General features: G+C 70.8%; 23 protein-coding genes. 4 read left to right on the top strand and 19 right to left on the bottom strand.

Annotation, left to right across the window (positions count from 1 at the left end):
* Positions 1-50: 50 nt before the first annotated feature.
* The 14 genes from dapF to HQQ88_RS12655 all read right to left on the bottom strand — a co-directional run bounded on the left by dapF (position 51) and on the right by HQQ88_RS12655 (position 14896).
* Entirely contained in the window at positions 51-941 is an 891-nt protein-coding gene (gene dapF / locus HQQ88_RS12720) for a diaminopimelate epimerase (RefSeq protein WP_173169612.1), read from the bottom strand.
* Positions 938-1933: a tRNA (adenosine(37)-N6)-dimethylallyltransferase MiaA gene (gene miaA / locus HQQ88_RS12715; RefSeq protein ID WP_367917016.1), complete on the bottom strand. Its 996-nt coding sequence runs from the start codon at positions 1931-1933 to the stop codon at positions 938-940. Before miaA ends, dapF begins: the two co-directional genes overlap by 4 nt.
* Positions 1920-3413, bottom strand: a complete 1494-nt coding sequence (gene miaB / locus HQQ88_RS12710; protein WP_173169611.1) for a tRNA (N6-isopentenyl adenosine(37)-C2)-methylthiotransferase MiaB — start codon at positions 3411-3413, stop codon at positions 1920-1922. Before miaB ends, miaA begins: the two co-directional genes overlap by 14 nt.
* Before the next feature lie 26 nt (positions 3414-3439).
* Complete coding sequence (locus HQQ88_RS20195; RefSeq protein WP_123673447.1) at positions 3440-4306, bottom strand: regulatory protein RecX; 867 nt, start codon at positions 4304-4306, stop codon at positions 3440-3442.
* On the bottom strand, positions 4303-5364 hold the full coding sequence (gene recA / locus HQQ88_RS12700) for a recombinase RecA (protein WP_111084595.1): 1062 nt from the start codon (positions 5362-5364) through the stop codon (positions 4303-4305). Before recA ends, HQQ88_RS20195 begins: the two co-directional genes overlap by 4 nt.
* A 283-nt stretch (positions 5365-5647) precedes the next feature.
* Complete coding sequence (locus HQQ88_RS12695; RefSeq protein WP_111084594.1) at positions 5648-5872, bottom strand: DUF3046 domain-containing protein; 225 nt, start codon at positions 5870-5872, stop codon at positions 5648-5650.
* Positions 5873-5965: 93 nt separating this feature from the next.
* A complete protein-coding gene (locus HQQ88_RS12690; RefSeq protein ID WP_027464765.1) occupies positions 5966-6274 on the bottom strand; it encodes a helix-turn-helix domain-containing protein in 309 nt (102 codons plus the stop codon).
* Between the two features lie 154 nt (positions 6275-6428).
* Complete coding sequence (locus HQQ88_RS12685) at positions 6429-6911, bottom strand: CinA family protein (RefSeq protein ID WP_123939007.1); 483 nt, start codon at positions 6909-6911, stop codon at positions 6429-6431.
* 59 nt (positions 6912-6970) lie between these two features.
* Complete coding sequence (gene pgsA, locus HQQ88_RS12680; protein ID WP_173169677.1) at positions 6971-7639, bottom strand: CDP-diacylglycerol--glycerol-3-phosphate 3-phosphatidyltransferase; 669 nt, start codon at positions 7637-7639, stop codon at positions 6971-6973.
* Positions 7636-10545 carry a DNA translocase FtsK gene (locus HQQ88_RS12675; RefSeq protein ID WP_173169610.1) on the bottom strand — a complete coding sequence of 970 codons (2910 nt, stop codon included), beginning with the start codon at positions 10543-10545 and terminating at the stop codon, positions 7636-7638. The genes pgsA and HQQ88_RS12675 overlap by 4 nt, the downstream gene beginning before the upstream one ends.
* 110 nt (positions 10546-10655) lie before the next feature.
* Positions 10656-12332 (bottom strand): ribonuclease J, encoded by a 1677-nt coding sequence (locus HQQ88_RS12670; protein ID WP_131878632.1) that lies wholly within the window; start codon positions 12330-12332, stop codon positions 10656-10658.
* Between the two features lie 49 nt (positions 12333-12381).
* Positions 12382-13359 (bottom strand): 4-hydroxy-tetrahydrodipicolinate synthase, encoded by a 978-nt coding sequence (dapA, locus tag HQQ88_RS12665; protein WP_111084638.1) that lies wholly within the window; start codon positions 13357-13359, stop codon positions 12382-12384.
* A 212-nt stretch (positions 13360-13571) separates the two neighbouring features.
* The gene (locus HQQ88_RS12660; protein ID WP_173169609.1) at positions 13572-14066 is read right to left on the bottom strand and encodes a dihydrofolate reductase; all 495 of its coding nucleotides are present in this window, start codon (positions 14064-14066) and stop codon (positions 13572-13574) included.
* Positions 14066-14896: a thymidylate synthase gene (locus HQQ88_RS12655; protein WP_134194208.1), complete on the bottom strand. Its 831-nt coding sequence runs from the start codon at positions 14894-14896 to the stop codon at positions 14066-14068. Before HQQ88_RS12655 ends, HQQ88_RS12660 begins: the two co-directional genes overlap by 1 nt.
* Positions 14897-14934: 38 nt before the next feature.
* Between HQQ88_RS12655 and HQQ88_RS12650 the strand changes: the two genes are divergently transcribed.
* Complete coding sequence (locus tag HQQ88_RS12650; RefSeq protein ID WP_173169608.1) at positions 14935-15855, top strand: TIGR01777 family oxidoreductase; 921 nt, start codon at positions 14935-14937, stop codon at positions 15853-15855.
* A 7-nt stretch (positions 15856-15862) separates the two neighbouring features.
* On the opposite strand, the gene HQQ88_RS12645 is transcribed toward HQQ88_RS12650, so the two are convergent.
* Both HQQ88_RS12645 and HQQ88_RS12640 read right to left on the bottom strand, forming a co-directional pair.
* Positions 15863-16273 carry a tetratricopeptide repeat protein gene (locus HQQ88_RS12645; protein WP_173169675.1) on the bottom strand — a complete coding sequence of 137 codons (411 nt, stop codon included), beginning with the start codon at positions 16271-16273 and terminating at the stop codon, positions 15863-15865.
* 64 nt (positions 16274-16337) lie between these two features.
* Entirely contained in the window at positions 16338-17084 is a 747-nt protein-coding gene (locus HQQ88_RS12640; RefSeq protein WP_228505012.1) for a 4-hydroxy-tetrahydrodipicolinate reductase, read from the bottom strand.
* A gap of 23 nt (positions 17085-17107) precedes the next feature.
* On the opposite strand from HQQ88_RS12640, the gene HQQ88_RS12635 reads away from it, so the two are divergent.
* A complete protein-coding gene (locus HQQ88_RS12635) occupies positions 17108-17599 on the top strand; it encodes a GNAT family N-acetyltransferase (RefSeq protein ID WP_173169607.1) in 492 nt (163 codons plus the stop codon).
* On the opposite strand, the gene HQQ88_RS12630 is transcribed toward HQQ88_RS12635, so the two are convergent.
* Positions 17596-18198, bottom strand: a complete 603-nt coding sequence (locus HQQ88_RS12630; protein WP_111084585.1) for a histidine phosphatase family protein — start codon at positions 18196-18198, stop codon at positions 17596-17598. The two genes, HQQ88_RS12635 and HQQ88_RS12630, sit on opposite strands and share 4 nt — an antisense overlap.
* Before the next feature lie 8 nt (positions 18199-18206).
* On the bottom strand, positions 18207-19541 hold the full coding sequence (locus tag HQQ88_RS12625) for a pitrilysin family protein (protein ID WP_123293916.1): 1335 nt from the start codon (positions 19539-19541) through the stop codon (positions 18207-18209).
* A 246-nt stretch (positions 19542-19787) separates the two neighbouring features.
* On the opposite strand from HQQ88_RS12625, the gene HQQ88_RS12620 reads away from it, so the two are divergent.
* Positions 19788-20435 (top strand): TetR/AcrR family transcriptional regulator, encoded by a 648-nt coding sequence (locus tag HQQ88_RS12620; RefSeq protein WP_123341038.1) that lies wholly within the window; start codon positions 19788-19790, stop codon positions 20433-20435.
* A 255-nt stretch (positions 20436-20690) separates the two neighbouring features.
* On the opposite strand, the gene HQQ88_RS12615 is transcribed toward HQQ88_RS12620, so the two are convergent.
* On the bottom strand, positions 20691-21656 hold the full coding sequence (locus HQQ88_RS12615) for a ferritin-like domain-containing protein (RefSeq protein WP_173169606.1): 966 nt from the start codon (positions 21654-21656) through the stop codon (positions 20691-20693).
* Positions 21657-21904: 248 nt separating this feature from the next.
* Here HQQ88_RS12615 and HQQ88_RS12610 point away from each other — a divergent pair, with 248 nt between their 5' ends.
* A complete protein-coding gene (locus tag HQQ88_RS12610; RefSeq protein ID WP_123313522.1) occupies positions 21905-22432 on the top strand; it encodes a YbhB/YbcL family Raf kinase inhibitor-like protein in 528 nt (175 codons plus the stop codon).
* Positions 22433-22441: the final 9 nt, after the last annotated feature.

The following is a 22441-nucleotide window of genomic DNA, read 5'->3' as shown; positions in this document are numbered from 1 at the left end:
CGCCCCGCGGCCCACGCGGCCCACGCGGCCCGCGGCCCACGCGCCCCGCGTCAGACCGTCAGGTCCCCGGAGAACACGAGCTCGGCGGGCCCGGACAGCGACACGTGCTCGCCGTCCTCCGCCGCGAACATCCGCACCGTCACGACGCCACCGGGAACCCGCACGCGCCAGGTGTCCGGCGCACCGGACCCGACCCAGTACCGCGTCGCGAGGGCCGCAGCCACCGCGCCGGTGCCGCACGACAGCGTCTCGCCACTGCCCCGCTCGTGGACCCGCATCGTGATCTCGCCGACGCCGTCGTTGATCAGGGGATCGCCGGGCAGCACGAACTCGACGTTGGCGCCGTGCTCGGGCGCCGGGTCGAGCACGGGCAGGAAGGTCAGGTCGAGGTCGGCGAGTTCGTCCTCGGTCGCGACGGCGACGACCACGTGGGGGTTGCCGACGTCGATGCCGATGCCGGGCCGGGCGCCGTCGAGGTTCTTGGCGCGCACCATGACGTCGTCCGAGCCGCCGTCCTCGATGCCCAGCCCCCACCGGCCGAGGTCGGCAGCGAAGCCGTTCGTGGTCCGCTGGACGTCCACCAGGCCCTTGCGGCTGCCGACGGTCAGGGTCTCGCCGGGTGCGAGCTCGACCAGGCCGGACTCGGTCAGGTACCGCGCGAACACCCGGATCCCGTTACCGCACATCTCGGCGACCGTGCCGTCGGCGTTGTGGTAGTCCATGAACCACGTCGCCGCGGGTTCGACGGCCACCAGGGCGCGTCCTTCGGGGATCGCTTCGGACCGCACCGCACGGATCACGCCGTCGCCGCCCACGCCGAAGCGTCGGTCCGCGATCGCGCGGATCCGCTCGGGGGTCAGGTCGACGGTGGCGTCGGGGTCGGCGAACAGGACGAAGTCGTTGCCGGTCCCCTGGCCCTTGGTGAAGTGCAGCTCGGTCACGGGACGATCCTACGGGCCAGTTCCGACAGGTCCCCGCGGTCGGCTCCGGTGACGTCGAGGGTCTCGGCGTCGGTGTAGCGGCGGAACCAGGACACCTGCCGTCGGGCGTACTTGCGCGTCGCGATCCCGGTCGCCTCGACCGCGGCCTCGATCGTGGAGGTCCCCCGCAGCACGTCGAGCGCCTGCGAGTACCCGATCGCGGCCCGCGCGGTCTTCCCTTGCTCGATGCCCTGCTCGCGCAGAGCCGCGACCTCGTCGACGAGTCCGGCGGCGAACATCCCCGCCGCACGCGCGTGCAGCGCCGCGACCAGCTGCTCACGATCCCGTCGCAGGTGCAGGATGCGGGACGGTCGCCAGGCGCGGGGCGCGGACGGGAGGCTCGGGGTCACGACCTCGGACCGGCTCGCGATCTCGAGTGCCCGGATCAACCGCCGTGGGTTGCGTGCATCGATCGTCGCTGCGGCCGCCGGGTCCAGGCCGCGGAGCCGCTCGAGCAGGATGCCCGGACCGAGCTCGTCGTGCTCGCGCTCGAGCTGCGCGCGGAGTCCCGGGTCGGTGCCGGGGAACGCCAGGTCGAACAGGACGGAGGACACGTAGAGCCCGCTGCCCCCGACGAGCACGGCGACGCCGCCGTCCGCCTGGATCCGGTCCACGTCGGCTCGGGCAGCCACCTGGTACGCGGCGACGCTCGCCTCGTCGGTGACGTCGAGCACGTCGAGTTGGTGGTGCGGGATGCCGTGCCGTTCGTCGAACGACAGCTTCGCGGTGCCGATGTCCATACCCCGGTACAGCTGCATGGCGTCCGCGTTGACGATCTCGGCGTTCCGGCCGGCGGCGCGGAGGCGTTCGGCGATCGCGATCCCGAGGTCGGACTTGCCCGTTCCGGTCGCCCCGACGACGGCGATCAGATCAGCGTGGGAGGCATCGAGCCCGCGGTGCTGGGCCGGGTCGCGCTCGGGGCCGTCCCCGACGGGGGCGTCAGCGCCCGACACGGAGCGTGGGCAGCCCGAGCGACACCGGGCGCGGACCGTCGCCGGGCGCCGCCGGGGTCGGCACGCCGCAGCTCTCGGCCTCGGCGCGGTCCCAGGCGTCGCCCGCTCGGGTGCGTCGGATGCGCAGTGGAGCGTCGTCGTCGGCGATCAGGAAGTGCGGGGCCGCTCGGGTGATCTCGACCGTCACGACGTCGCCGGGTCGCGGGACCGCGGAGCCCTCCGGCACGGCGAAGTGCACGAGCCGCGAGTCTTCCGCGCGTCCGGACAACCGGCGGGTGGCGTCGTCCTTCCGCCCCTCGCCCGTCGCGACGAGGACCTCGACGCTCCGGCCGACCTGCGCGGCGTTCTCTTCCGCGGTGATCCGTTCCTGCAGCGCGACGAGCCGCTCGTACCGCTCCTGCACGACGTGCTTCGGCAGCTGGTCGTCCATCGTCGCCGCCGGGGTGCCGGGGCGGATCGAGTACTGGAACGTGAAGGCGCTGGCGAACCGTGCCTGCTCGACGACGCGGAGGGTGTCCGCGAAGTCCTCTTCCGTCTCGCCCGGGAACCCGACGATGATGTCGGTCGAGATCGCCGCGTTCGGGATCTTGGCGCGAACCCGGTCGAGGATGCCGAGGAACCGCTCGCTCCGGTAGCTCCGCCGCATGGCCTTGAGGACCCGGTCGGACCCGGACTGCAACGGCATGTGCAGCTGCGGCATGACGTTCGGGGTCTCGGTCATGGCGTCGATGACGTCGTCGGTGAAGGCTGCCGGGTGCGGGCTCGTGAAACGGATGCGCTCGAGGCCCTCGATCGTGCCGGCCGCGCGCAGCAGCTTGCCGAACGCCTGCCGGTCGCCGAACTCGACCCCGTACGAGTTCACGTTCTGCCCGAGCAGCGTGACCTCGATCGCACCGTCGTCGACGAGCGCCTGGATCTCGGCCAGGACGTCACCCGGGCGACGGTCCTTCTCCTTGCCGCGAAGCGACGGGACGATGCAGAACGTGCACGTGTTGTTGCACCCGACCGAGATCGACACCCACCCACTGTGGGTCGAGTCGCGCTTGGTCGGCAGCGTCGACGGGAACACGTCGAGCGCTTCGAGGATCTCGATCTGCGCCTCGTCGTTGTGCCGCGCACGTTCGAGCAGCGTCGGCAACGAGCCCATGTTGTGCGTGCCGAAGACCACGTCCACCCACGGCGCCTTCTCGAGGATGACGTTCTTGTCCTTCTGCGCCAGGCACCCACCGACGGCGATCTGCATGCCGGGGTGGTCGCGCTTGATGCCGGCGAGCTGTCCGAGGTTGCCGTACAGACGGTTGTCCGCGTTCTCGCGCACCGCACAGGTGTTGATCACGACGACGTCGGCCTGCTCGCCGTCCGCCGCCGTGTAGCCCGCCGCCTGCAGCGACCCGCTCAGCCGCTCGGAGTCGTGCACGTTCATCTGGCACCCGTAGGTGCGGACTTCGTAGGTGCGCTGGCGCGCTGCGACGGTGGCCATGGTCGTCCCAGTGTAGGTCGGGGCGACTACTCGAAGCGCACGGTCCCGCGGCCCGTCGGAGGCCGGCGTCCGCCGCCGTCGAGGGCCCGCTGGACGGCGATCCGCACCACGCCCGAGCCGTAGCCCTTGCGCATCAGGAACCCCGACAACCGACGCTCGGCGGTCGCACGGTCGAGCCCGCGCATCTGCGGCGCACGCTTGTCGGCGAGCTCCTGGGCGCGGATGAACTCGTCGTCTTCGTCGTCCGCAGCTTCGTCGAGCGCGGTGTCGATCGCGATCTGGTCGATGCCACGACGACGCAGCTCGGTGACCACGCCCTGCCGCCCCAGACCCTTGCGGGCGTGCAAGCGGTCCACCAGGTCGGTGGCGAGGGCGACGTCGTCGAGCAGCCCGACGCGGGTCAGGCGTTCGATCTCGTGCTCGACCACGTCGGGGTCGAGGTCTTGCTGGGTGAGCAGTGTCCGCATCTCGGACTCGCTCACGCCCTTGCGGCCGAGCGCCCGCATGCTGAGCCGCTCGGCGTCGGCGCGTTGCTCGTCCAGGGGACGCGGGGCATCCGCAGGGTCGAGTTCTTCGCCACCGGCGATCGAGAAGACCGACGCCGTCGTGGCGTCCGCCCCGTCGTCGTCGTAGCCGTCCTGCTCGGCCCGCGCGGTCCGGCCGGAACCGTCGCCGATGACCGGCGAGACCCAGTCGGCCTGGGCACGCGGCCCACGGATGGGCAACGGGACGGGGGTGTCCGCATCGTCTTCGAGCACGGGCTCCGGAATGCTGGGCACCGTCTGCTCGGGTTCGGGGGTGGGCTCCGCAGCTGCCGGGGCCCGGCGACGGGACCTCGCACCGAACAGGTCGGTGACCGGTGCGAGGCCGTCGTCGTCGTGGTCGGTGCTCACGCGCCCTTGCGCTCCGCGAGCTTCGGCGCGATCGACTCGACCGGAGCCTCTTCCGCCTTGGCGCCACCGACGCCGAGCTTGGCGAGGATCTTGCCCTCGATCTCCGCCGCCGTGTCGGGGTTCTGGATCAGGAAGGAACGCGAGTTCTCCTTGCCCTGCCCGAGCTGGTCGCCGTCGTAGGTGTACCAGGCACCCGACTTCTTGACGATGCCGTGGTCGACACCGAAGTCGAGCAGCGAGCCTTCGCGCGAGATGCCGACGCCGTACAGGATGTCGAACTCGGCCTGCTTGAAGGGCGGCGCCATCTTGTTCTTGACGACCTTGACACGCGTGCGGTTGCCCACCGCGTCGGTGCCGCTCTTGAGCGTCTCGATGCGACGGATGTCGAGGCGGACGGACGCGTAGAACTTCAGTGCCTTACCGCCCGAGGTGGTCTCCGGGGAACCGAAGAACACGCCGATCTTCTCGCGCAGCTGGTTGATGAAGATCATCGTGGTCTGCGTCTGGTTCAGCCCACCGGCGAGCTTGCGCAGCGCCTGGGACATGAGGCGGGCCTGCAGACCGACGTGGGAGTCACCCATCTCGCCCTCGATCTCGGCGCGCGGCACCAGTGCTGCGACCGAGTCGATCACGATGAGGTCGATCGAGCCGGAGCGGACGAGCATGTCCGCGATCTCGAGCGCCTGCTCGGCGGTGTCCGGCTGCGACACGAGCAGGGCGTCGATGTCGACACCGAGCTTCTTGGCGTACTCCGGGTCGAGCGCGTGCTCGGCGTCGATGAAGGCCGCGATGCCACCGGCGCGCTGGGCGTTGGCGATGGCGTGGATGGTGAGGGTCGTCTTGCCCGAGGACTCCGGGCCGTAGATCTCGACGATGCGGCCGCGGGGCAGTCCCCCGATGCCGAGCGCGACGTCGAGCGCCACCGACCCGGTCTGGATGACGTTGACGGGGGCGCGTTCGTCCGAACCGAGGCGCATGATCGCACCCTTGCCGAACTGCCTGTCGATCTGTGCGAGTGCGGTCTCGAGGGCCTTTTCGCGGTCTGCCGGTGATGGCATGGGGTGCTCCTTCGTGCTCGTGTTCGGCCGCCTGTAGGCTGTCGCGTCCACGCCGGCCGGTGGTGCAAGGCCGATGGTTCTGCGACAAGGCTTCGGGCTGTTCCCGATGTCCATCAACCTATGGCTGGCCACCGACATCACTGCCGACGGTCAGGCGATCTGTGGATGGAGCACCCGGGCGACGCCGCTGTGGAGGAACGTACCACCGATCGAACACCCGTTCGAGCAACACGCCGAACACAGTTTCGGGCGATGACGGCGGCGCGGATGCGCGCGGGACGCCTCAGTTCTGCGGCTCGGCCAACCCCTTGCCGTGCCGCCGGTCGAGCGGGACGTCCTGCGAGTCACAGAGGGCGTCCCACACCCGGCGGGCGTCGATGCCGGCGGCGAGGGCGTCCACGGCCGAGCGGCCACCGAGGTCCTCGAGCACGACGTCACGGCTGACCACGGACCCGTAGGCCTCGCCGAACACCTGGTCGACGGCACGCCAGAACTCACTCACCCGCATCCGACAAGCCTAAAGCGTCCCCGAACACACAGCGCCCCGGACGCAGAACGCCCCCGCCGGGAGGTTCCGGCGGGGGCGGTCAGTGCGAGGCGCTCAGCGCACCGCGAGGTCGTTGTCGAACTCGGCGACGAGGTCGTCCGGGAGCGTGTCGGGGACGGGAGTGAGTCCCTCGACGATCGCGAGGCGGTCGCCCACCTCGCGCATGATCGTGGAGATGGGGGTGTCCAGCGCGTCCGCGACGGACGCGAGGATCTCCGAGCTGGCCTCTTTCTGACCACGCTCGACCTCACTGAGGTACCCGAGAGCCACACTGGCCTTGGACGCGACCTGACGGAGGGTCCGGCCCTTCTGCAAGCGAAAGTCCCGAAGCACATCGCCGATTTCCTGACGAACGAGAACCATGAGAACTCCTCCTCTCTGTCGTCTCCGCGCCCGCCCGATCCGGAGGATCGAGTTCGGGTTCAGCAACTTTAGCGTTGCCGGTTGAAGCATGCTAACCAGGCTGGCTGCCGTCCTGCTGGAGATTGCGTGAGATGTAACCCAGTGGAAACGGGACCTATTCCCGGCCCCGGACCACGGACGACATCCGTGTCAGGAGTTCGGAGACGGACGCCGTGCGGATTGCACCGCGGTCCCCGTCGAGGTGGAGTTCCCAGGCAGTGGCGCCGTCCGCCGACGCGATGCCGACGTAGACGGTGCCGACCGGCTTGCCGTCCTGCGGGTCCGGCCCGGCGACACCGGTCGTGCTGATCCCCCACGTCGCCGGCTCACCATCGACGGACAGCGCGATGCGGACACCGGCCGCCATCTGCCGCGCGACCTCGGGATCGACGGCCCCGTTGGCCGCCAGCAACGCCGACGACACCCCGAGCACGGTGTGCTTGACGGGCGTCGCGTAGGCCACGACTCCCCCGCGCACCACGGCGCTCGCCCCCGGAACACCGACGAGCGTCGACACCACCAACCCGCCGGTGAGCGACTCCGCCACGGCGACGGTCTCACCGCGACGCGTCAGGTCGGCGACCAGGTGCTGCGCGATCGCGTCGACCGTGTCGGCAGGGCCGGGAGGCACGGCGCCGGCCGCGTCGTCGGCCTGCGTCACGCGGTGGTCCGGTTGTGCTTCCACGCCTGGTACAGGTAGTCGATGCCGCTGAGCACGGTCGCCAGGAAGGCGGCGCTCATCAGCACCACGTTCACCCAGTGCGCCCAGTCACCGACGAGCTCCCACCACGGGAAGAGTGCCGACGTCAGGGCGACGGCCTGCAGCACGGTCTTGATCTTGCCGCCACGGCTGGCCGGGATCACCCGGTCCGACAGCACCGCGAAGCGGAACACCGTGATGCCGATCTCGCGCACCATGATGAGCACCGTCACGTACCAGGGCAGCTCGGCCAGGATCGACAGGGCGACGAGCGCGCCGCCGATCAGGACCTTGTCGGCGATCGGGTCGACGAGCTTGCCGAAGTCGGTGACCAGGTTCTGCCGCCGGGCGATGATGCCGTCGGCGCTGTCGGTCACGATCGCGACGACGAAGACGATCGCCGCCCAGATGCGCAGCGGGCCGTCGTCGCCGGCGTCGGCGAGGAGCAGCACGAAGAACAGCGGCGCCATCAGGATGCGCACCACGGTGATGATGTTCGCGACGTTCGCCGTCGATGCGGGGCCGGGACCCTTGCGGAGCAGTCGCCCGCGCCAGGGGAACTTCGCGCCGTGTGTCGTGGCGCCGTCCGTCGTCTCCGTGCCGTCCGAGGCGGTCATCGCCTTCACTCCCTGCCCGTCAGTCCCCACGCGTCCTCATCGGGCTCGTCGTGCACTTCATCGTACCCGCGGGTCATGTCGCCCACGGGGTCGGCGCCGTAGCGGTCTCCGTCGTCACCCGGGCCGGGGACGGGGGCCACGGGCGCCGGAGCGGCCGGTGGCTCCTCGCCGCGGAGCTTCGCGAGCACCGCGGGCAGCTGGTCGGTGGTGACGAGCACGTCGCGGGCCTTCGAACCCTCGGACGGCCCGACGATGTCGCGGGACTCCATCAGGTCCATCAGGCGACCGGCCTTGGCGAAGCCGACCCGGAGCTTGCGCTGCAGCATCGAGGTCGAGCCGAACTGCGTCGAGACGACCTGTTCGACCGCCGCGAGCAGCAGTTCGAGGTCGTCGCCGATGTCGGCGTCGATCTCCTTGCGCTCGACCACGGCCTGGACGTCCTGGCGGTACTCGGGCTGGGCCTGGCGGGTGACGTGCTGGACGACCTCGGCGACCTCGCCCTCCTGCACCCAAGCGCCCTGCACTCGCAGGGACTTCGACGATCCCATCGGCAGGAAGAGCGCGTCGCCCTGACCGATGAGCTTGTCCGCGCCGGGCTGGTCGAGGATGACACGGGAGTCCGTGACGCTCGTCACCGCGAAGGCGATGCGGGACGGCACGTTCGCCTTGATCAGGCCGGTGATGACGTCCACCGACGGACGCTGCGTCGCGAGCACCAGGTGGATGCCGGCGGCACGGGCGAGCTGGGTGATGCGGACGATGGACTCCTCGACGTCGCGCGGGGCGACGAGCATGAGATCCGCGAGCTCGTCGACGACGACGAGCAGGTACGGGTACGGCTTGAGCTTCCGCTCGCTGCCCGCGGGCAGGACGATCTCGTTGTTCTCGATCGCCTGGTTGAAGTCGTCGACGTGGCGGAACCCGAACGACGCCAGGTCGTCGTACCGCATGTCCATCTCCTTCACGACCCACTGCAGCGCTTCGGCCGCCTTCTTCGGGTTCGTGATGATGGGCGTGATGAGGTGCGGGACACCCGCGTAGATCGAGAGCTCGACGCGCTTCGGGTCGACCAGGACCATGCGGACCTCGGACGGCTTCGCCCGCATGAGCAGCGACGTGATCATCGAGTTGATGAAGACCGACTTGCCGGAACCGGTCGAACCGGCGACGAGCAGGTGCGGCATCTTCGCCAGGTTCGCGACGACGAAGCCGCCCTCGACGTCCTTGCCGACGCCGATCGTCATCGGGTGCTTCGACTTCCGCGCCGCGTTCGAGCGCAGCACGTCGCCGAGGGACACGATCTCGCGGTCGGAGTTCGGGATCTCGACGCCGATGGCGCTCTTGCCCGGGATCGGCGAGAGGATCCGGACCTCGTTGGAGGCCACCGCGTAGGACAGGTTCTTCGACAGCGCCGTGACGCGCTCGACTTTGACACCCGGGCCGAGCTCGATCTCGTAGCGGGTGACCGTCGGACCGCGGGAGAACCCGGTGACCTTCGCGTCGACCTTGAACTCCGTCAGCACGCCGGTGATGGCGGCGACGATGTCGTCGTTCGCCTGGCTGCGGGCGACCGAGGGGGTGCCGGAGCTCAGGGTGGTCGCAGCCGGCAGGCGGTACGGCTTCGACGGGTCGTCGTCGGTCGCCGCCGCGGAGAGTTCCTCGGGCTCGTCGACGACGGGGTCCTCGACGAGGGGTGCCGCGACCACGTCGGGCACCGCGGGGCGGATCGCCGCGGTCGGCTCCGGACGCGCGGGGACGTCGGTGCCGAAGTCCCGCAGGGCCTGCTCGGCGACCTGCAGGTCCTGTTCGACGGAGTCGTTGAGGTTGACCGACGCGGGTTCGGCCGGCGTCAGGTCCACGAGACCGGCCGCAGCGCCCGCGTTGGGGTTGACCACCGGGGCAGCGGGTGCAGCCGCCGCGGCGGGCGGGGCCGTCGGTGCGACACCGGTGGCCGGGGGCAGGACGGGGCTGTCGTACGCCGGGTCCTCTTCGCGCCCGGACTTGTTCCGCCGCCACCACGGCACGTTGTCGCCGCCGGCGTCACCGTCGGCAGCGGCCTGCTCCTCGCCGAAGCCGAGGTCGTCGAACAGCTGGAAGTCGGTGTCGCCCTTCTTGCCGCGCTTGGTCGTCTTGGTGCGGGCGGCGGGTGCCGTTGCTGCCGCTTCGACCTCGGGCTCGGCGGCCGGGGCCGGCGCTCCGAACAGGTACGCGTACAGCTCGTGCAGCCGACGCCCGACCTTGTTCGGCGGCGTCTTGGTGATGATGAAGAGGGAGAGCACGAGCAGCACGATCGCCACCGGGACCGCGACCCAGGCGGTCGCGATCGTGACGAGCCAGCCGATCACGACCCAGCCGAGCACACCGCCGGCCGCAGCCAGGGCGGGCATGCCGTCCGCTGCGCTCGGCTGCCCGCCGAAGACGTGGCAGAGCGAGGCGATCGCGACGAGCAGGATCCCGAGGCCGATGCCGATCCGGGTGTTGTCGTGCACCGAGGCCGGGTGCCGGAACAGCCATCCGGCGAAGACGATCATGATCACCGGCAGAGCGAACGCCAACCGGCCGAACAGCCCGCCGAACGTGTACGCGTCGAGGGCGACCGACACCCCGTTCGTCGGGTTGAGCCACTCGACGACCGCACCGGCGATGGCCAGCACGAACAGCAGGAACGGGAACCCGTCACGCCGCTGGTCCTTCTCGAGGGACTCCTTGCCGAGCAGTCGGAACATCGCGCCGACGCCGTGCGCCATCGCGAGCCAGAACGTCACGAGCGGGTTCTGCTCGCGGAACACCGGTGTCGGTGCCGCTTGCGGCAGCTTCTTCGTCGTGGCCTGGGTGCGCGACGAACCGCGCGTCCCGTTCCCACGGGACGACGTGGACGCGCGCGAGCGCGTGGTCGACTTGGTGCCTCCGGCCATGGGCAGAACCCTAATCCCCTCCCAGGACAAACCAAGGGAGGCCCGCCGCAGCATCCGTGAAGGACGCTGGACGGGCCTCCCGGTCGACCGCGATGAACGCGACCGACGCGCTACGCCTCGATGACCACCGGGACGATCATCGGACGACGGCGGTGCTTGGTGTTGACCCAGCGGCCGACCGTGCGGCGGACGACCTGCGCGAACGCGTGCGAGTCGCGCGTACCGTTCGCGGCAGCCTCGGCGATCGCCTTGGCGATCTGCGGACGGACGTCGTCGAACACGGAGTCGTCCTCGGCGAAGCCGCGCGACTGGATCTCCGGGCCGATGACGCACTGGCCGGTGGTGAAGTCCACCGCGGCGAAGACCGAGATGAAGCCCTCTTCGGACAGCACGCGGCGGTCCTTGAGGTCGGCATCGGTGATCTCGCCCACGGTCGAGCCGTCGACGTACACGTAGCCGATGTCGAGCTGCCCGGCGACCGTCGCGACGCCGTCCTTCAGGTCGACGACGATGCCGTCCTGCCCGAGGATCACGTTGCGCGGCGGCACACCCGTCTGGATCGCCAGGTCGGCGTTCGCGTACAGGTGGCGGTGTTCGCCGTGCACGGGCAGGACGTTGCGCGGACGCAGGATGTTGTAGCAGTAGAGCAGTTCGCCGGCCGAGGCGTGTCCGGAGACGTGCACCTTGGCGTTGCCCTTGTGCACGACCTTCGCGCCGAGCTTCGTCAGCCCGTCGATGACGCGGTACACGGCGTTCTCGTTGCCCGGGATCAGCGACGAGGCGAGGATGACGGTGTCGCCCTCGCCGATCTCGATCTGGTGCTCGAGGTTCGCCATGCGCGCGAGCACGGCCATCGGCTCGCCCTGCGACCCAGTCGACATGTAGACGATCTGGTCGTCGGGGACGTTCTTCGCCTTCTTGGTGTCGATGAGGACGTTCTCGGGCACGCGGAGGTAGCCGAGGTCGGCGGCGATGGTCATGTTGCGGATCATCGAGCGCCCCATGAACGCGACCTTGCGGTTCGCGGCCGCGGCTGCGTCGAGGACCTGCTGCACACGGTGCACGTGCGACGAGAAGCTCGCCACGACGACCTTCTTGCGGGCGCGCGTGATGATGTTCTCGAGCACCGGGCCGATGTCGCGCTCGGGGGCGGTGAAGCCCGGCACGTCGGCGTTCGTGGAGTCCGGCAGGAACAGGTCGACGCCGGCCTCGCCCAGACGGGCGAACGCACGGAGGTCGGTGATGCGGTCGTCCAGCGGGAGCTGGTCCATCTTGAAGTCACCCGTGTGCAGGACACGACCGGCGGGGGTCGTGATCGCGACGGCGAGGGCGTCCGGGATGGAGTGGTTCACGGCCACGAACTCGAGGTGGAACGGGCCGAGCTGCTCGGTCTGGTCCTCGGCCACGACGAGCGTGTACGGCTTGATCCGGTGTTCCTTGAGCTTCGCCTCGACGAGCGCGAGGGTCAGCGTGGAGCCGATCAGCGGGATGTCGTCGCGGAGCTTCAGCAGGTACGGGACGGCACCGATGTGGTCCTCGTGGCCGTGCGTGAGCACGACACCGAGGACGTCGTCGAGACGGTCACGGATCGGCGCGAAGTCCGGCAGGATCAGGTCGACCCCGGGCTGGTGCTCCTCGGGGAAGAGCACGCCGGCGTCGACGATGAGGAGCTTGCCCTCGTACTCGTAGACGGTCATGTTGCGACCGATCTCGCCGAGTCCCCCGATGGGGATGACGCGGAGGGTGCCGGGTTCGAGCGGCTGCGGTGTGGAGACTTGTGTGGGCATTCGGTCCTACGGATTCAGGCGACGCGCGAGGAGCGCGCCGCGGTGTTCGCTAGCGGGTGGTGCCTGGCACCTTTGGCAGTGCGCCGCCGGCCGCAGCGTTGCGGTCGGGGCGGAAGTTCGAGAAGTCGGCGCCGGGCACGTCGCGCACGGCTTCGAGCGAGGTCTCGATGGCGTACGCCTCGGAGTCCTCGGGGCCGACGAGCGGCAGACGGACGCGCGGGCTGCCGATGCGACCGAGCCCGTGGAGGATGTACTTCGCCGCGACCGTGCCGGGCACGTGGGTCATCACGGCGCGGACGAGGGGCTCGACGCGCTTGTGCTCGGCGGTGGCGGTCGCCAGGTCGCCGCGGTTCACGGCGTCGATGATGGTGCGGTACGGCGTGCTCGTGATGTTCGCGGTGACGCCGATCAGGCCCGTCGCGCCGATCGACAGGTGCGGGAGCACGTTGGTGTCGTCGCCGGAGAAGTACATGAGGTCGGTGTTGTTGAGCACGCGGGACACCTCGGCGAAGTCGCCCTTGGCGTCCTTCACGGCGAGGATGTTCGGGTGGTGCGACGCCCGCACGATCGTCTCGTACGTGATCGGGATGCCGGTGCGCCCCGGGATGTCGTACAGGATCACCGGCAGGTCGGTGGCGTCGGCGATCATCCGGAAGTGGGTGAGCACACCCGACTGGGTCGGCTTGTTGTAGTACGGCGTGACGATCATCACACCGTCCGCGCCGGCCTTCTCGCTCTGCTTGTACAGGTGGATCGCGTGCGCGGTCTCGTTCGACCCGCCACCCGTGATGATCTTCGCGCGGCCGGCGGCGACGGACTTGCCGACCTCGACCAGACGGAGCTTCTCGGGGTCGGTCAGGGTGCTGGTCTCGCCGGTCGTCCCGGTGACGACGATGCCGTCGGCGCCGGCGGTGATGCAGTCGTCGATGTGCTGCTCGACGCCGGGCCAGTCGACCTCGCCGTCGGCCGTGAACGGGGTCACGAGGGCGACGAGGACCTGACCGAAGGGATTCTCACGCGGGGACACGGGCACCAGCGTACCGGGGATGGGCGCGATGGCCGCCGTCCGGGTGGACGGTCGCCTGCCTGCGGCGCGGACGGGAGGCCCGGATCACGTCCGTCCTGCCGCTCACGCCCGGTGTCGCGGGTGCGTCCAGGGCCGCCCGCGGCCGTCCGCACAACCAAAGTCATCGCGAACCACGGGAACGCGTGGTTCGCACGCACTTTGGTTGTGCTGCGCTACGCGCGGCGCCACTCGAGGAAGCGGTAACGGGTCCCGGTGCGGGACACCTGCCACGGGCCCTCGTCGGTGAGCGTCCAGCCGGCCGGCTCGCCGAGCGTCGGTGCGACGGTGTCGCCGGGCACATCGACGTCGATGACGGTCTCGGACACCCGGTCGGCACGGTCCAGCGCCGCGGCGTAGACCTGGCCGCCGCCGATGACCCAGACGGGGCTGGCGGCACCGTCGGCACCGTCGAGCGCGGCTCGGAGGTCCTGCACGACCTCGGCGCCGTCGGCGGTCCAGGACGCGTCGCGGGTGAGCACCACGTTGCGGCGACCGGGCAGCGGACGGAAGCGTTCCGGCAAGGACTCCCAGGTGCGACGGCCCATGAGCACCGTGGCGTCGCCCGTGACCTGCTTGAAGTGCGCGAGGTCCTCGGGCACGTGCCACGGCATGCCGCCGTCAGCCCCGATGACCCCGTCGGTCGACCGGGCCCAGACCATGCCGATCATCAGACGGCGACCGCGCCCTTGATCGCCGGGTGGTGGTGGTAGCCGACGACGGTGAAGTCCTCGTACTCGTAGTCGTCGATCGAGTCGCGAGGCGCGAGCTCGAGCGTCGGCAGGGCGTACGCCGTGCGGGACAGCTGCTCCTCGACCTGCTCGACGTGGTTGTCGTAGACGTGGCAGTCGCCGCCGGTCCAGACGAAGTCGCCGACCTCGAGCCCGGTCTGCGCGGCGATCATGTGGGTGAGCAGCGCGTACGAGGCGATGTTGAACGGGACGCCGAGGAACATGTCGGCGCTGCGCTGGTAGAGCTGGCACGAGAGCTTGCCGTCGTTGACGTAGAACTGGAAGAACGCGTGGCACGGCGCGAGCGCCATGTCCGGGATCTCGGCGACGTTCCACGCCGAGACGATGAGCCGGCGGCTGTCCGGGTTCGTGCGGATCTGGTCGATGACCTGGGCGATCTGGTCGACGTGCTCGCCGGACGGGGTCGGCCACGAGCGCCACTGCACGCCGTAGACGGGGCCGAGGTCGCCGTCCTCGTCCGCCCACTCGTTCCAGATCCGGACACCGTGCTCCTGCAGCCAGGTGGCGTTGCCGTCGCCGCGCAGGAACCAGAGCAGCTCGTACGCGATCGATTTGAAGTGCACGCGCTTCGTGGACACGAGCGGGAAGCCCTTCGACAGGTCGTAGCGGAGCTGCGCGCCGAACAGGCTGCGGGTCCCGGTGCCGGTGCGGTCACCCTTCGGCGTGCCCTCGGTCAGGACCCGGCGGAGCAGGTCCTCGTACGGGGTCGGCACGGTGGGGTCGGGCTGCACGGTCTCGCTGTCGCTCACACACAGAAGCCTACGTCGGCGTGAGTAGCGTTGCCGGCATGGCAGACACGGCGGCAGAGCCCCTCTCGATCCTGATCGCCGGCGCGTCCGGTTTCATCGGCACCCCGCTCGTCCGCGCGCTGCGCGAGGCGGGCCACCACGTGACCACGCTCGTCCGGCGCGAGCCGCACACGGCCACCGAGTTCCGCTGGGCTCCGGGTCGCCGGCCGCTCGACCCGGCCATCGTCGACGGTGCCGACGTGGTGATCAACCTGGCGGGGGCGAACATCGGCAAACTGCCATGGACCGCGAAGTACCGCGAGGAGATCCGGCGCTCCCGCGTCGACGCGACCGACACCCTGGTCGAGGCGATGCGGCACGCCAGCACTCCCCCGGCACTGTTCCTGTCCGGGTCGGCGTCCGGCGTGTACGGCGACCGTCCGGCGGACGTCCTGCAGGACGACGCGGTACCCGGGACCGGGTTCCTCGCCGAGGTCTGCACCGCGTGGGAGGCCGCGGCGAACGCGGCTCCGGAGGGCGTCCGGGTCGTCATCCTGCGCACGGGCATCGTGATCGGCGAGGGCGGCGGCGCGCTCGCACCCCTCATCCCGCTCACCCGGGCTGGGCTCGGCGGTCGCCTCGGCACCGGCGGGCAGCACTGGCCGTGGATCGCGCTCGAGGACGAGGTCGGGGCGATCGTGCACCTGGCGACGAGCCCGTCGGCGTCCGGGGTCAGCGGGCCGGTCAACCTCGCCGGGCCGGAAGCCGTCGTCGCCGACCGCATCACGAAGCGCGTCGCCGAGGACCTGCACCGGCCGTACCTGTTCCGGATCCCGGAGTTCGCGCTGCGCCTGGCGCTGCAGGACGCCGCCGACGAGATGCTGCTGTCGAGTCAGCGGATGGTGCCGACGAAGCTGCTCGAGTCCGGCTACGTGTTCCGGTACACGCGTGCGGTGGACGCCGTCGACGCGGTCCTCTGACCGGGTCTCAGGCGCTCGACCGCGTCAGGGCCGTGCGCATCGCGGCGCGAGCGCGCTTGCGGTCCCCCGCGGCGTCGTAGACGACCCCGAGCCGGTACCAGGCGCGCCAGTCCGCCGGGTCCTGCTCGACAGCGGCCTTGTACTGCGGGAAGAGCTCGTCTGCGGCCTCGCGCGTCGGACGGCCGGACGGACGCACGGGCACGACGTCCTCCGGTGCACCGCCCTCGGCCTCGAGCCGGGAGCCGAGCCGGGTGATCCGGATGCCGAAGCGGAACTCGAGCACGAGCAACAGCGCCCCGATCGCGGCGACGACGAACAGGGCGACGCCGATGCCGATCCCGATCGGGATGCCGGTGGCGATGAACGCCACGGCCCGTTGCCCGACGAGCACGATGTAGAGCGCCAGCAGCAGGGTCATCAGCGCTGCTCCCCAGAACGGCGACCGGATCGCGCGGCCGGCACGCGCTGCACGTCCCACCGGGTCAGCCGATGCCGAGGACGCTGCCGAGGCCCACGGTGAGCCCGCGGGCGGATCCGAGGGCGGACAACGCCGCACGGATCCCGGCGACGTAGGCGACGTCGTCGTTGGTGTCGTGCCGGATCGTCAGGGTCTCGCCGGGGCCGCTGAGCAGGACGTCCTGCACGGCCTTCACCCCGGGCAACCGGAGCGAGTGGATCGGCACGCTCGCCACCTGCTGGCCGCGGGCGCGCTGGTCGACGTGCGGGGCCTCGACCGGGCCGACGTCGCGACGGGCCTCGGCGATGAGCTCGGCGGTGCGCACCGCGGTGCCGGACGGCGAGTCGATCTTGCCGGCGTGGTGCGTCTCGACGATCTCGACGGAGGGGAACCACGGCGCCGCGATGGTGGCCAGGTGAGTGCCGAGCACCGACCCGATCGAGAAGTTCGGCACCACGAGGACGCCCTGGTCGGGACGCTCCTGCAGGGCGGTGCGGAGCTTCGCGAGACGGTCGGCGGACCACCCGGACGTGCCGACGAGGACGTTCGCCCCGCTCGACAGCGCGTTCTCGACGATCGCGGGGCTGAGCGCCGGCACCGTCACGTCCACGACGAGCGCGGCACCGCCGAACACCGACGGCGGTGCTTCGTGGGCACCGTCCTTCGACGACAGGCGGGCGACGAGCTCGAACTCCGGGAGTTCCTCGACGACGGAGGCCACGAGGCCCCCGAGACGACCGGTGGCGCCGACGACGGCGACGGGAGTGACCATGCGGTCCATCCTAGGATCGACGCATGTCAGTCGAGGTCAGGACCGTGCCGGCCGATCTGCCCGAGGTCGACGTCCTGCTCGACGCGTACCTCGACGAGCGCGAGGCGACGTTCCCCAGTGCGCAGGGCGCGTACTCGCGGAAGCGCACCCCGGCGGCGGAGTTCATGCCGCCGAACGGGGTCTTCGCGGTGGCGTACGGCGGCGGGGTCGCGGTCGGCTGCGGCGGCCTTCGGCGGATCGCGGACGACCCCGACGCGACCACCACGGACGTCCGGTTCGAGGTCAAGCACGTCTTCGTCACCCCGGCGGGACGGGGCAAGGGCGTGGCCACGGCGCTGATGGACGCGCTCGAACGGGAAGGCGCCGCGCTGGGGGCGACGAGCATCGTGCTGGACACGAACGACTCGCTCGTCGCGGCGGGCGCGATGTACCGCAGCCGGGGTTACGACCGTGTCGCGCCGTTCAACGACAATCCGAACGCGACCACCTGGTTCCGCAAGCCGGTCTCCCGCTAGACGGGCTGGTCGACCGGCAGCCCGGTGCGGAGCTCCACCGGCAGGTGGGCCAGGTCGTTCAGCGCGACCACCTCGGCCGGCTTCGCGGAACGGATCCGGATGATCGTCAGCGCGGTGTGCGCGACGTTCGTGCCCATCCAGCGCCACTCGGGCGCCTGGAACGCCTCGCGCACGAACCAGCCGATCACGGCGTTGTGGGTGATGAGCAGGTCGTGCCGGTCCTCGCGCGCCGGGGTGAACCACTCGGAGACGGCGTCGCCCATCTGCGCCTGGCCGGCGATGATCTCCTCTTCCGTCACGCCGCCGTACCAGCCCTGGTAGGCGTGGGGCATGTCCGGGGTCGGGCCGGAGGGGACGCAGTCGAACAGCAGCGTCGACGGTTCGGGCTGGATCGACGGCAGTCGCTGCGCCAGGAACGCGGCGGTCTCGCTCGGGGCCTCCAACGGGGAGTGGTACACGCCGTCGAACGGCAGCCCGCCGAGACGGTCGGCGACGAGCATGGCCTGGCGCTTGCCGCGTTCCGACAGCTTGCCGTCGCGGAGGCCGTGCTCGGCGTCCTGGTGTTCGCCGTGCCGGACGAGGTACAGGTAGTGCGACATGTCCGTGCTCAGCTGCCCATCCCGATCGCTGCGGCGAGCTCGTCCTGCTGGACCGCCCCGACCACCGACGTGATCGTCGGGCGGGTCAGGAGGTCGCGGGCGAGTTCGAGCACGCCGTCGGTGGTGACCCGGTCGACACGCTCCAGTGCGGTCGACAGGTCGGTGTACTCCCCGGTGCCGAGCTCGGACCGGCCGAGGCGGGTCATCCGGGCGTCGGAGTCCTCGAGCGAGAGCGTCAGGGCGCCCTCGATCTGGCCCTTGGCACGGCGGAGCTCGTCGTCGGTGATGCCGTCGTCCACCATGCGGCGGAACTCGGCGTCGATGATCTCGATGACCCCGGGGACGTTGTCGGGCGCACAGCCCGCGTAGACGCCGAAGGCGCCGTTGTCGAGGTAGGCGGGCGCGAAGGACGACACCGCGTAGGCGAGGCCGCGTCGCTCGCGGACCTCTTGGAAGAGCCGGGAGCTCATGCCCCCGCCGAGCACGGCGTTCAGGACGCTGAGGGACGGCCGGCGGTCGTCGCGCAGGTCGAGTCCCTGCGAGCCGCGCAGCATGCTGACCTGTTCCGTCGGACGGTGGACCACCGACAGCTTCGGCTCGATGGGGTCGGCGACGGTCTGCGGCGTCCGGCGCGCGAGCGGCTCGGCGTGCGGGGCGTCGTGGAACACCGCGGCGACCGCGTCGCAGAACCGGTCGTGGTCGACGGCACCGGCGGCGGTCACGACGATGCCGTTCGGTGCGTAGTGCTCGCGGTAGTGGGCCAGGACCTCGTCCCGCTGGACCGCGCGGATGCTGTCCGGGGTCCCGCCGATCGGGCGACCGAGCGCGTGTCCGCCGAAGGCCGCGGCGAAGAACGCTTCACCCGCGACGTCGGCCGGGTCGTCGGCGGCCATCGCGAGTTCTTCGAGGATGACGCCGCGCTCGACGGCGAACGCCTCCGGGTCGAGCACCGAGCCGGTCACCATGTCACCGATGACCTGCACGGCCATCGGGACGTCGGCGTCCCGCACCCGTGCGTAGTAGCAGGTGTACTCCTTGGCCGTCGCGGCGTTGTGCTCGCCGCCGACCGAGTCGAACGCGATCGCGATGTCGAGCGCCGACCGGGTCTCGGTGCCCTTGAACAGCAGGTGCTCGAGGAAGTGGGTCGATCCGAACTGGCCGTCGCGTTCGTCGCGCGAACCGACGCCGACCCAGAACCCGATGCTCGTCGAAGCGGCACCGGGCACGGCTTCGGTCAGCACACGGACACCCGACGGCAGCACGGTGCGGCGGACGAAGGCTCCTCCGGACGTCAGGAAGGACGTGTCCGGGGCCCCGAGCGGCAGTGGCACTGGCTGGTTCATCGCAGACGAGCCTACTGATGCTCCGGAGCCCACCGCCCAGTTTCCACAGGCCCACGGACTGTCACTCGAAGAGGGGTACAGAAATTGCGGACAGACCGACTCGTCTGTCTGTCCTCCTTGTGGTACAGTCGTTCACGCCGGATCGAAAGCCCCCCTAAGTTCCGATCCGGCGGCTCGGGACATCAGTCCTCGCGGCCACGAGTCCCCCCACTCGTCCGCGGAGCCGATGAACCAAGGAGCCACGCTGTGACGGTCGATTCCCCCCAACCGGCCGTCCAGCGTCTCCCTGGTCCGAGCACGAACCTCGCGTCGCCGGACGGGTCGAGCGTCCCCCCGACTCCCCGCTCCGGCGGCGCGAAGGTCCGCATCCTCGAGACGGCCACGCGACTCTTCTACGAAGAGGGCATCCACAGCGTCGGCGTCGACCGCCTCATCTCCGAGGCGAGCGTCACGAAGGCGACGTTCTACAAGCACTACGGGTCGAAGGACAACCTGATCCTCGCCTACATCCGCACGCAGCACGAGCGGGTGCAGGAACGCCTGGAACAGCTCGTCACCGACGCCGGCTCCTCCGCCGCAGCGGTCCGCGCGTGGGTCGCCGCCCTTGCGGACGAGGTCAACGACCCCGACTTCCGCGGGTGCGCGTTCCTCAACGCCGCCGCCGAGTACCACGACCCCCGCGACCCCGTGCGCGAGGTGGTCGCCACCCACCGCGACTGGTACACCGACCGGCTCGCCACCCTGCTGCAGGAGTCCGGCCACCAGCTGCCGGGCGACGGTGCCGACGAGCTCATGCTCGCGCGCGACGGTGCGATGGCCGGCGCCTACGCCGGTGACGCCATCGCGGCGACGGCAGCGCTCGGTCGCGTCGTCGACCGCGTCCTCGCCGCCTGACGCCCGGCTGCCGTCGACGCAGAACGACACCCCCGATGTCGTACGACGTCGGCTTTGTCGCTCCACCGCGGCCGCAACAGTCGCAGGCGCGCACGAACGACATCCCCGATGTCGCACGACGTCGACCTTGTCGCGTCAGCCGTCGGCGCCAGCCCGGCGCGACCACGAGCGGACGGGAGGCACGGTGCCAGCTGGCACCGTGCCTCCCGTCCGCCCGTGTGGTCGCGCTCACCGCGACCGGTCGCGTCGCGCGGATCAGGCCGGTCCGGTGGCGCTCCCGGGGTTGCCGCTCGCGACGATCGACCCGTTGACGCCGTCCGGGAAGAACCCGCCCTTGTCGATCTGGTTCGGGTTCAGGAACACCACGTTCAGGACACGCTCCGCGGTGCGGCCGTAGGCGAGCGAGTTCGCGTCCGTCGGCACGAGGTTCACCGCTCCCGACCGGGTCGTCACCCCCTGGTCGTCGTCGGTCGGACCGTCGAGCGAGTCACGGGCGTCGGAGATCTTGTTCGCCGGCACCTGCAACCCCTTGTCCGAGAGCTTCGACCGGATGATCCCGGCGTGGTAGGCCTCGACGGCGAGGATGCCCGCCGCGGCACTGAGGTACGTCTTGCTGGTGATGAGCGGCGCGGCTCCCTTGTAGGCGGTGACCCCGACGTCCTCGAAGATGTACGCCCCGAGCAGGAAGTTCTCCTCGCTGGCGAACGGGTCGAAGGTGCCGGTCGGGCCGACCACACCCGCAGCGCGCGCCGCCGCGGTGAAGCTCGACACGAGGTCGATCTTCGGACGTGAGACCGTCGCACCGCCGAGGGCGGATCGGAGGAACGCCACGTGCGCGCGCTCGTCGTTCGCGATCTCGGTGGCGATGCCGCGGATGGCCGCGGTCTTGAACGGCACCTTCTTGCCACCGATCACCGGCCCCTGCGGGTCGATGCCGGTGATCATGCTGTCGGCGAGGCCCGCGCCGAACACGGCACGCAGGTAGAACTCGGCCTCGAGGTACTCGAGGTTCAGGGCGAAGTTGAGGATGGCGGCGTCGGAGACGGCACCGTCCTCTTCCGGGGTGGCGGCGGCGCGGTCGGTGGTGAGCGCCGACGAGCCGAGCGCGGCGATGCCGGCTGAGGCGCCGGCGACGCCGGCGGCTGCGAAGAACCGTCGTCGGTCGAGCGCGTTCTCGGCGCTGCGATCGATGGCGTGGTGGATGAAACGCTTGTCGAACATCGTTGTCCTCATGTCGTGCTGGCAGCACGGGACCCCACCGACGCTGCAGGGAAACGGGTCGGTCGAGCCGCGATCGGCGGGATGGTCGATCGTGCGGCGAAGATACCCCCGAACAGGGGGGTGCCTCCACCGTTCCCGGTCATTCGGCGGAGTTCGGACAGGGCCACCGCACCGGGCGGCCGCGTCGGGCGGCCGCGTCGGGCCGCCGCGTCGGGCGGCCGCCGAGGCGGTGGGTGTTGGCTGGGCGCATGGCCAACGACCCCAACTGGAACCTCCCCGAGGTCCCCTCGTTCACCCTGACCAGCCCCGACTTCACCGACGGCGGCGAGCTGCCGACCTCGGCGCGCGGCACCGACGCGGGAGGCGAGGACCGCTCTCCCGCACTCGAGTGGTCCGGCGCTCCCGAGGGCACGAAGAGCTTCGTGCTCACCGTGTACGACCCCGACGCCCCGACCGGTTCGGGCTTCTGGCACTGGAGCCTGACCGACATCCCGGGCTCGGCGACCTCGCTGCCCGCCGGCGCCGGCACCGACGACGCCCTGCTGCCGGCCGAGGCACTCCGCCGCCGCAACGAGTTCGGCACCGACACGTTCCTCGGCGCCGCTCCGCCCGCGGGCCACGGCGTGCACCGCTACTTCTTCACGCTGAGCGCCCTCGACGTGCCGCTGCTCGAGGCGCCGGCCGACGCGACCCCCGCGGTCGTCGGGTTCGTGCTGCGCGAGCACCTGCTCGGTCGCGCGCAGCTCGTCGGCACGCAGGAGACCCCCGCCGCGTAGGACGACCCC

This window comes from Curtobacterium sp. VKM Ac-2861 (genome assembly GCF_013204965.1).
Classification (GTDB): Bacteria; Actinomycetota; Actinomycetes; order Actinomycetales; family Microbacteriaceae; genus Curtobacterium.
This window is presented reverse-complemented; position numbering and strand designations above follow the sequence as displayed.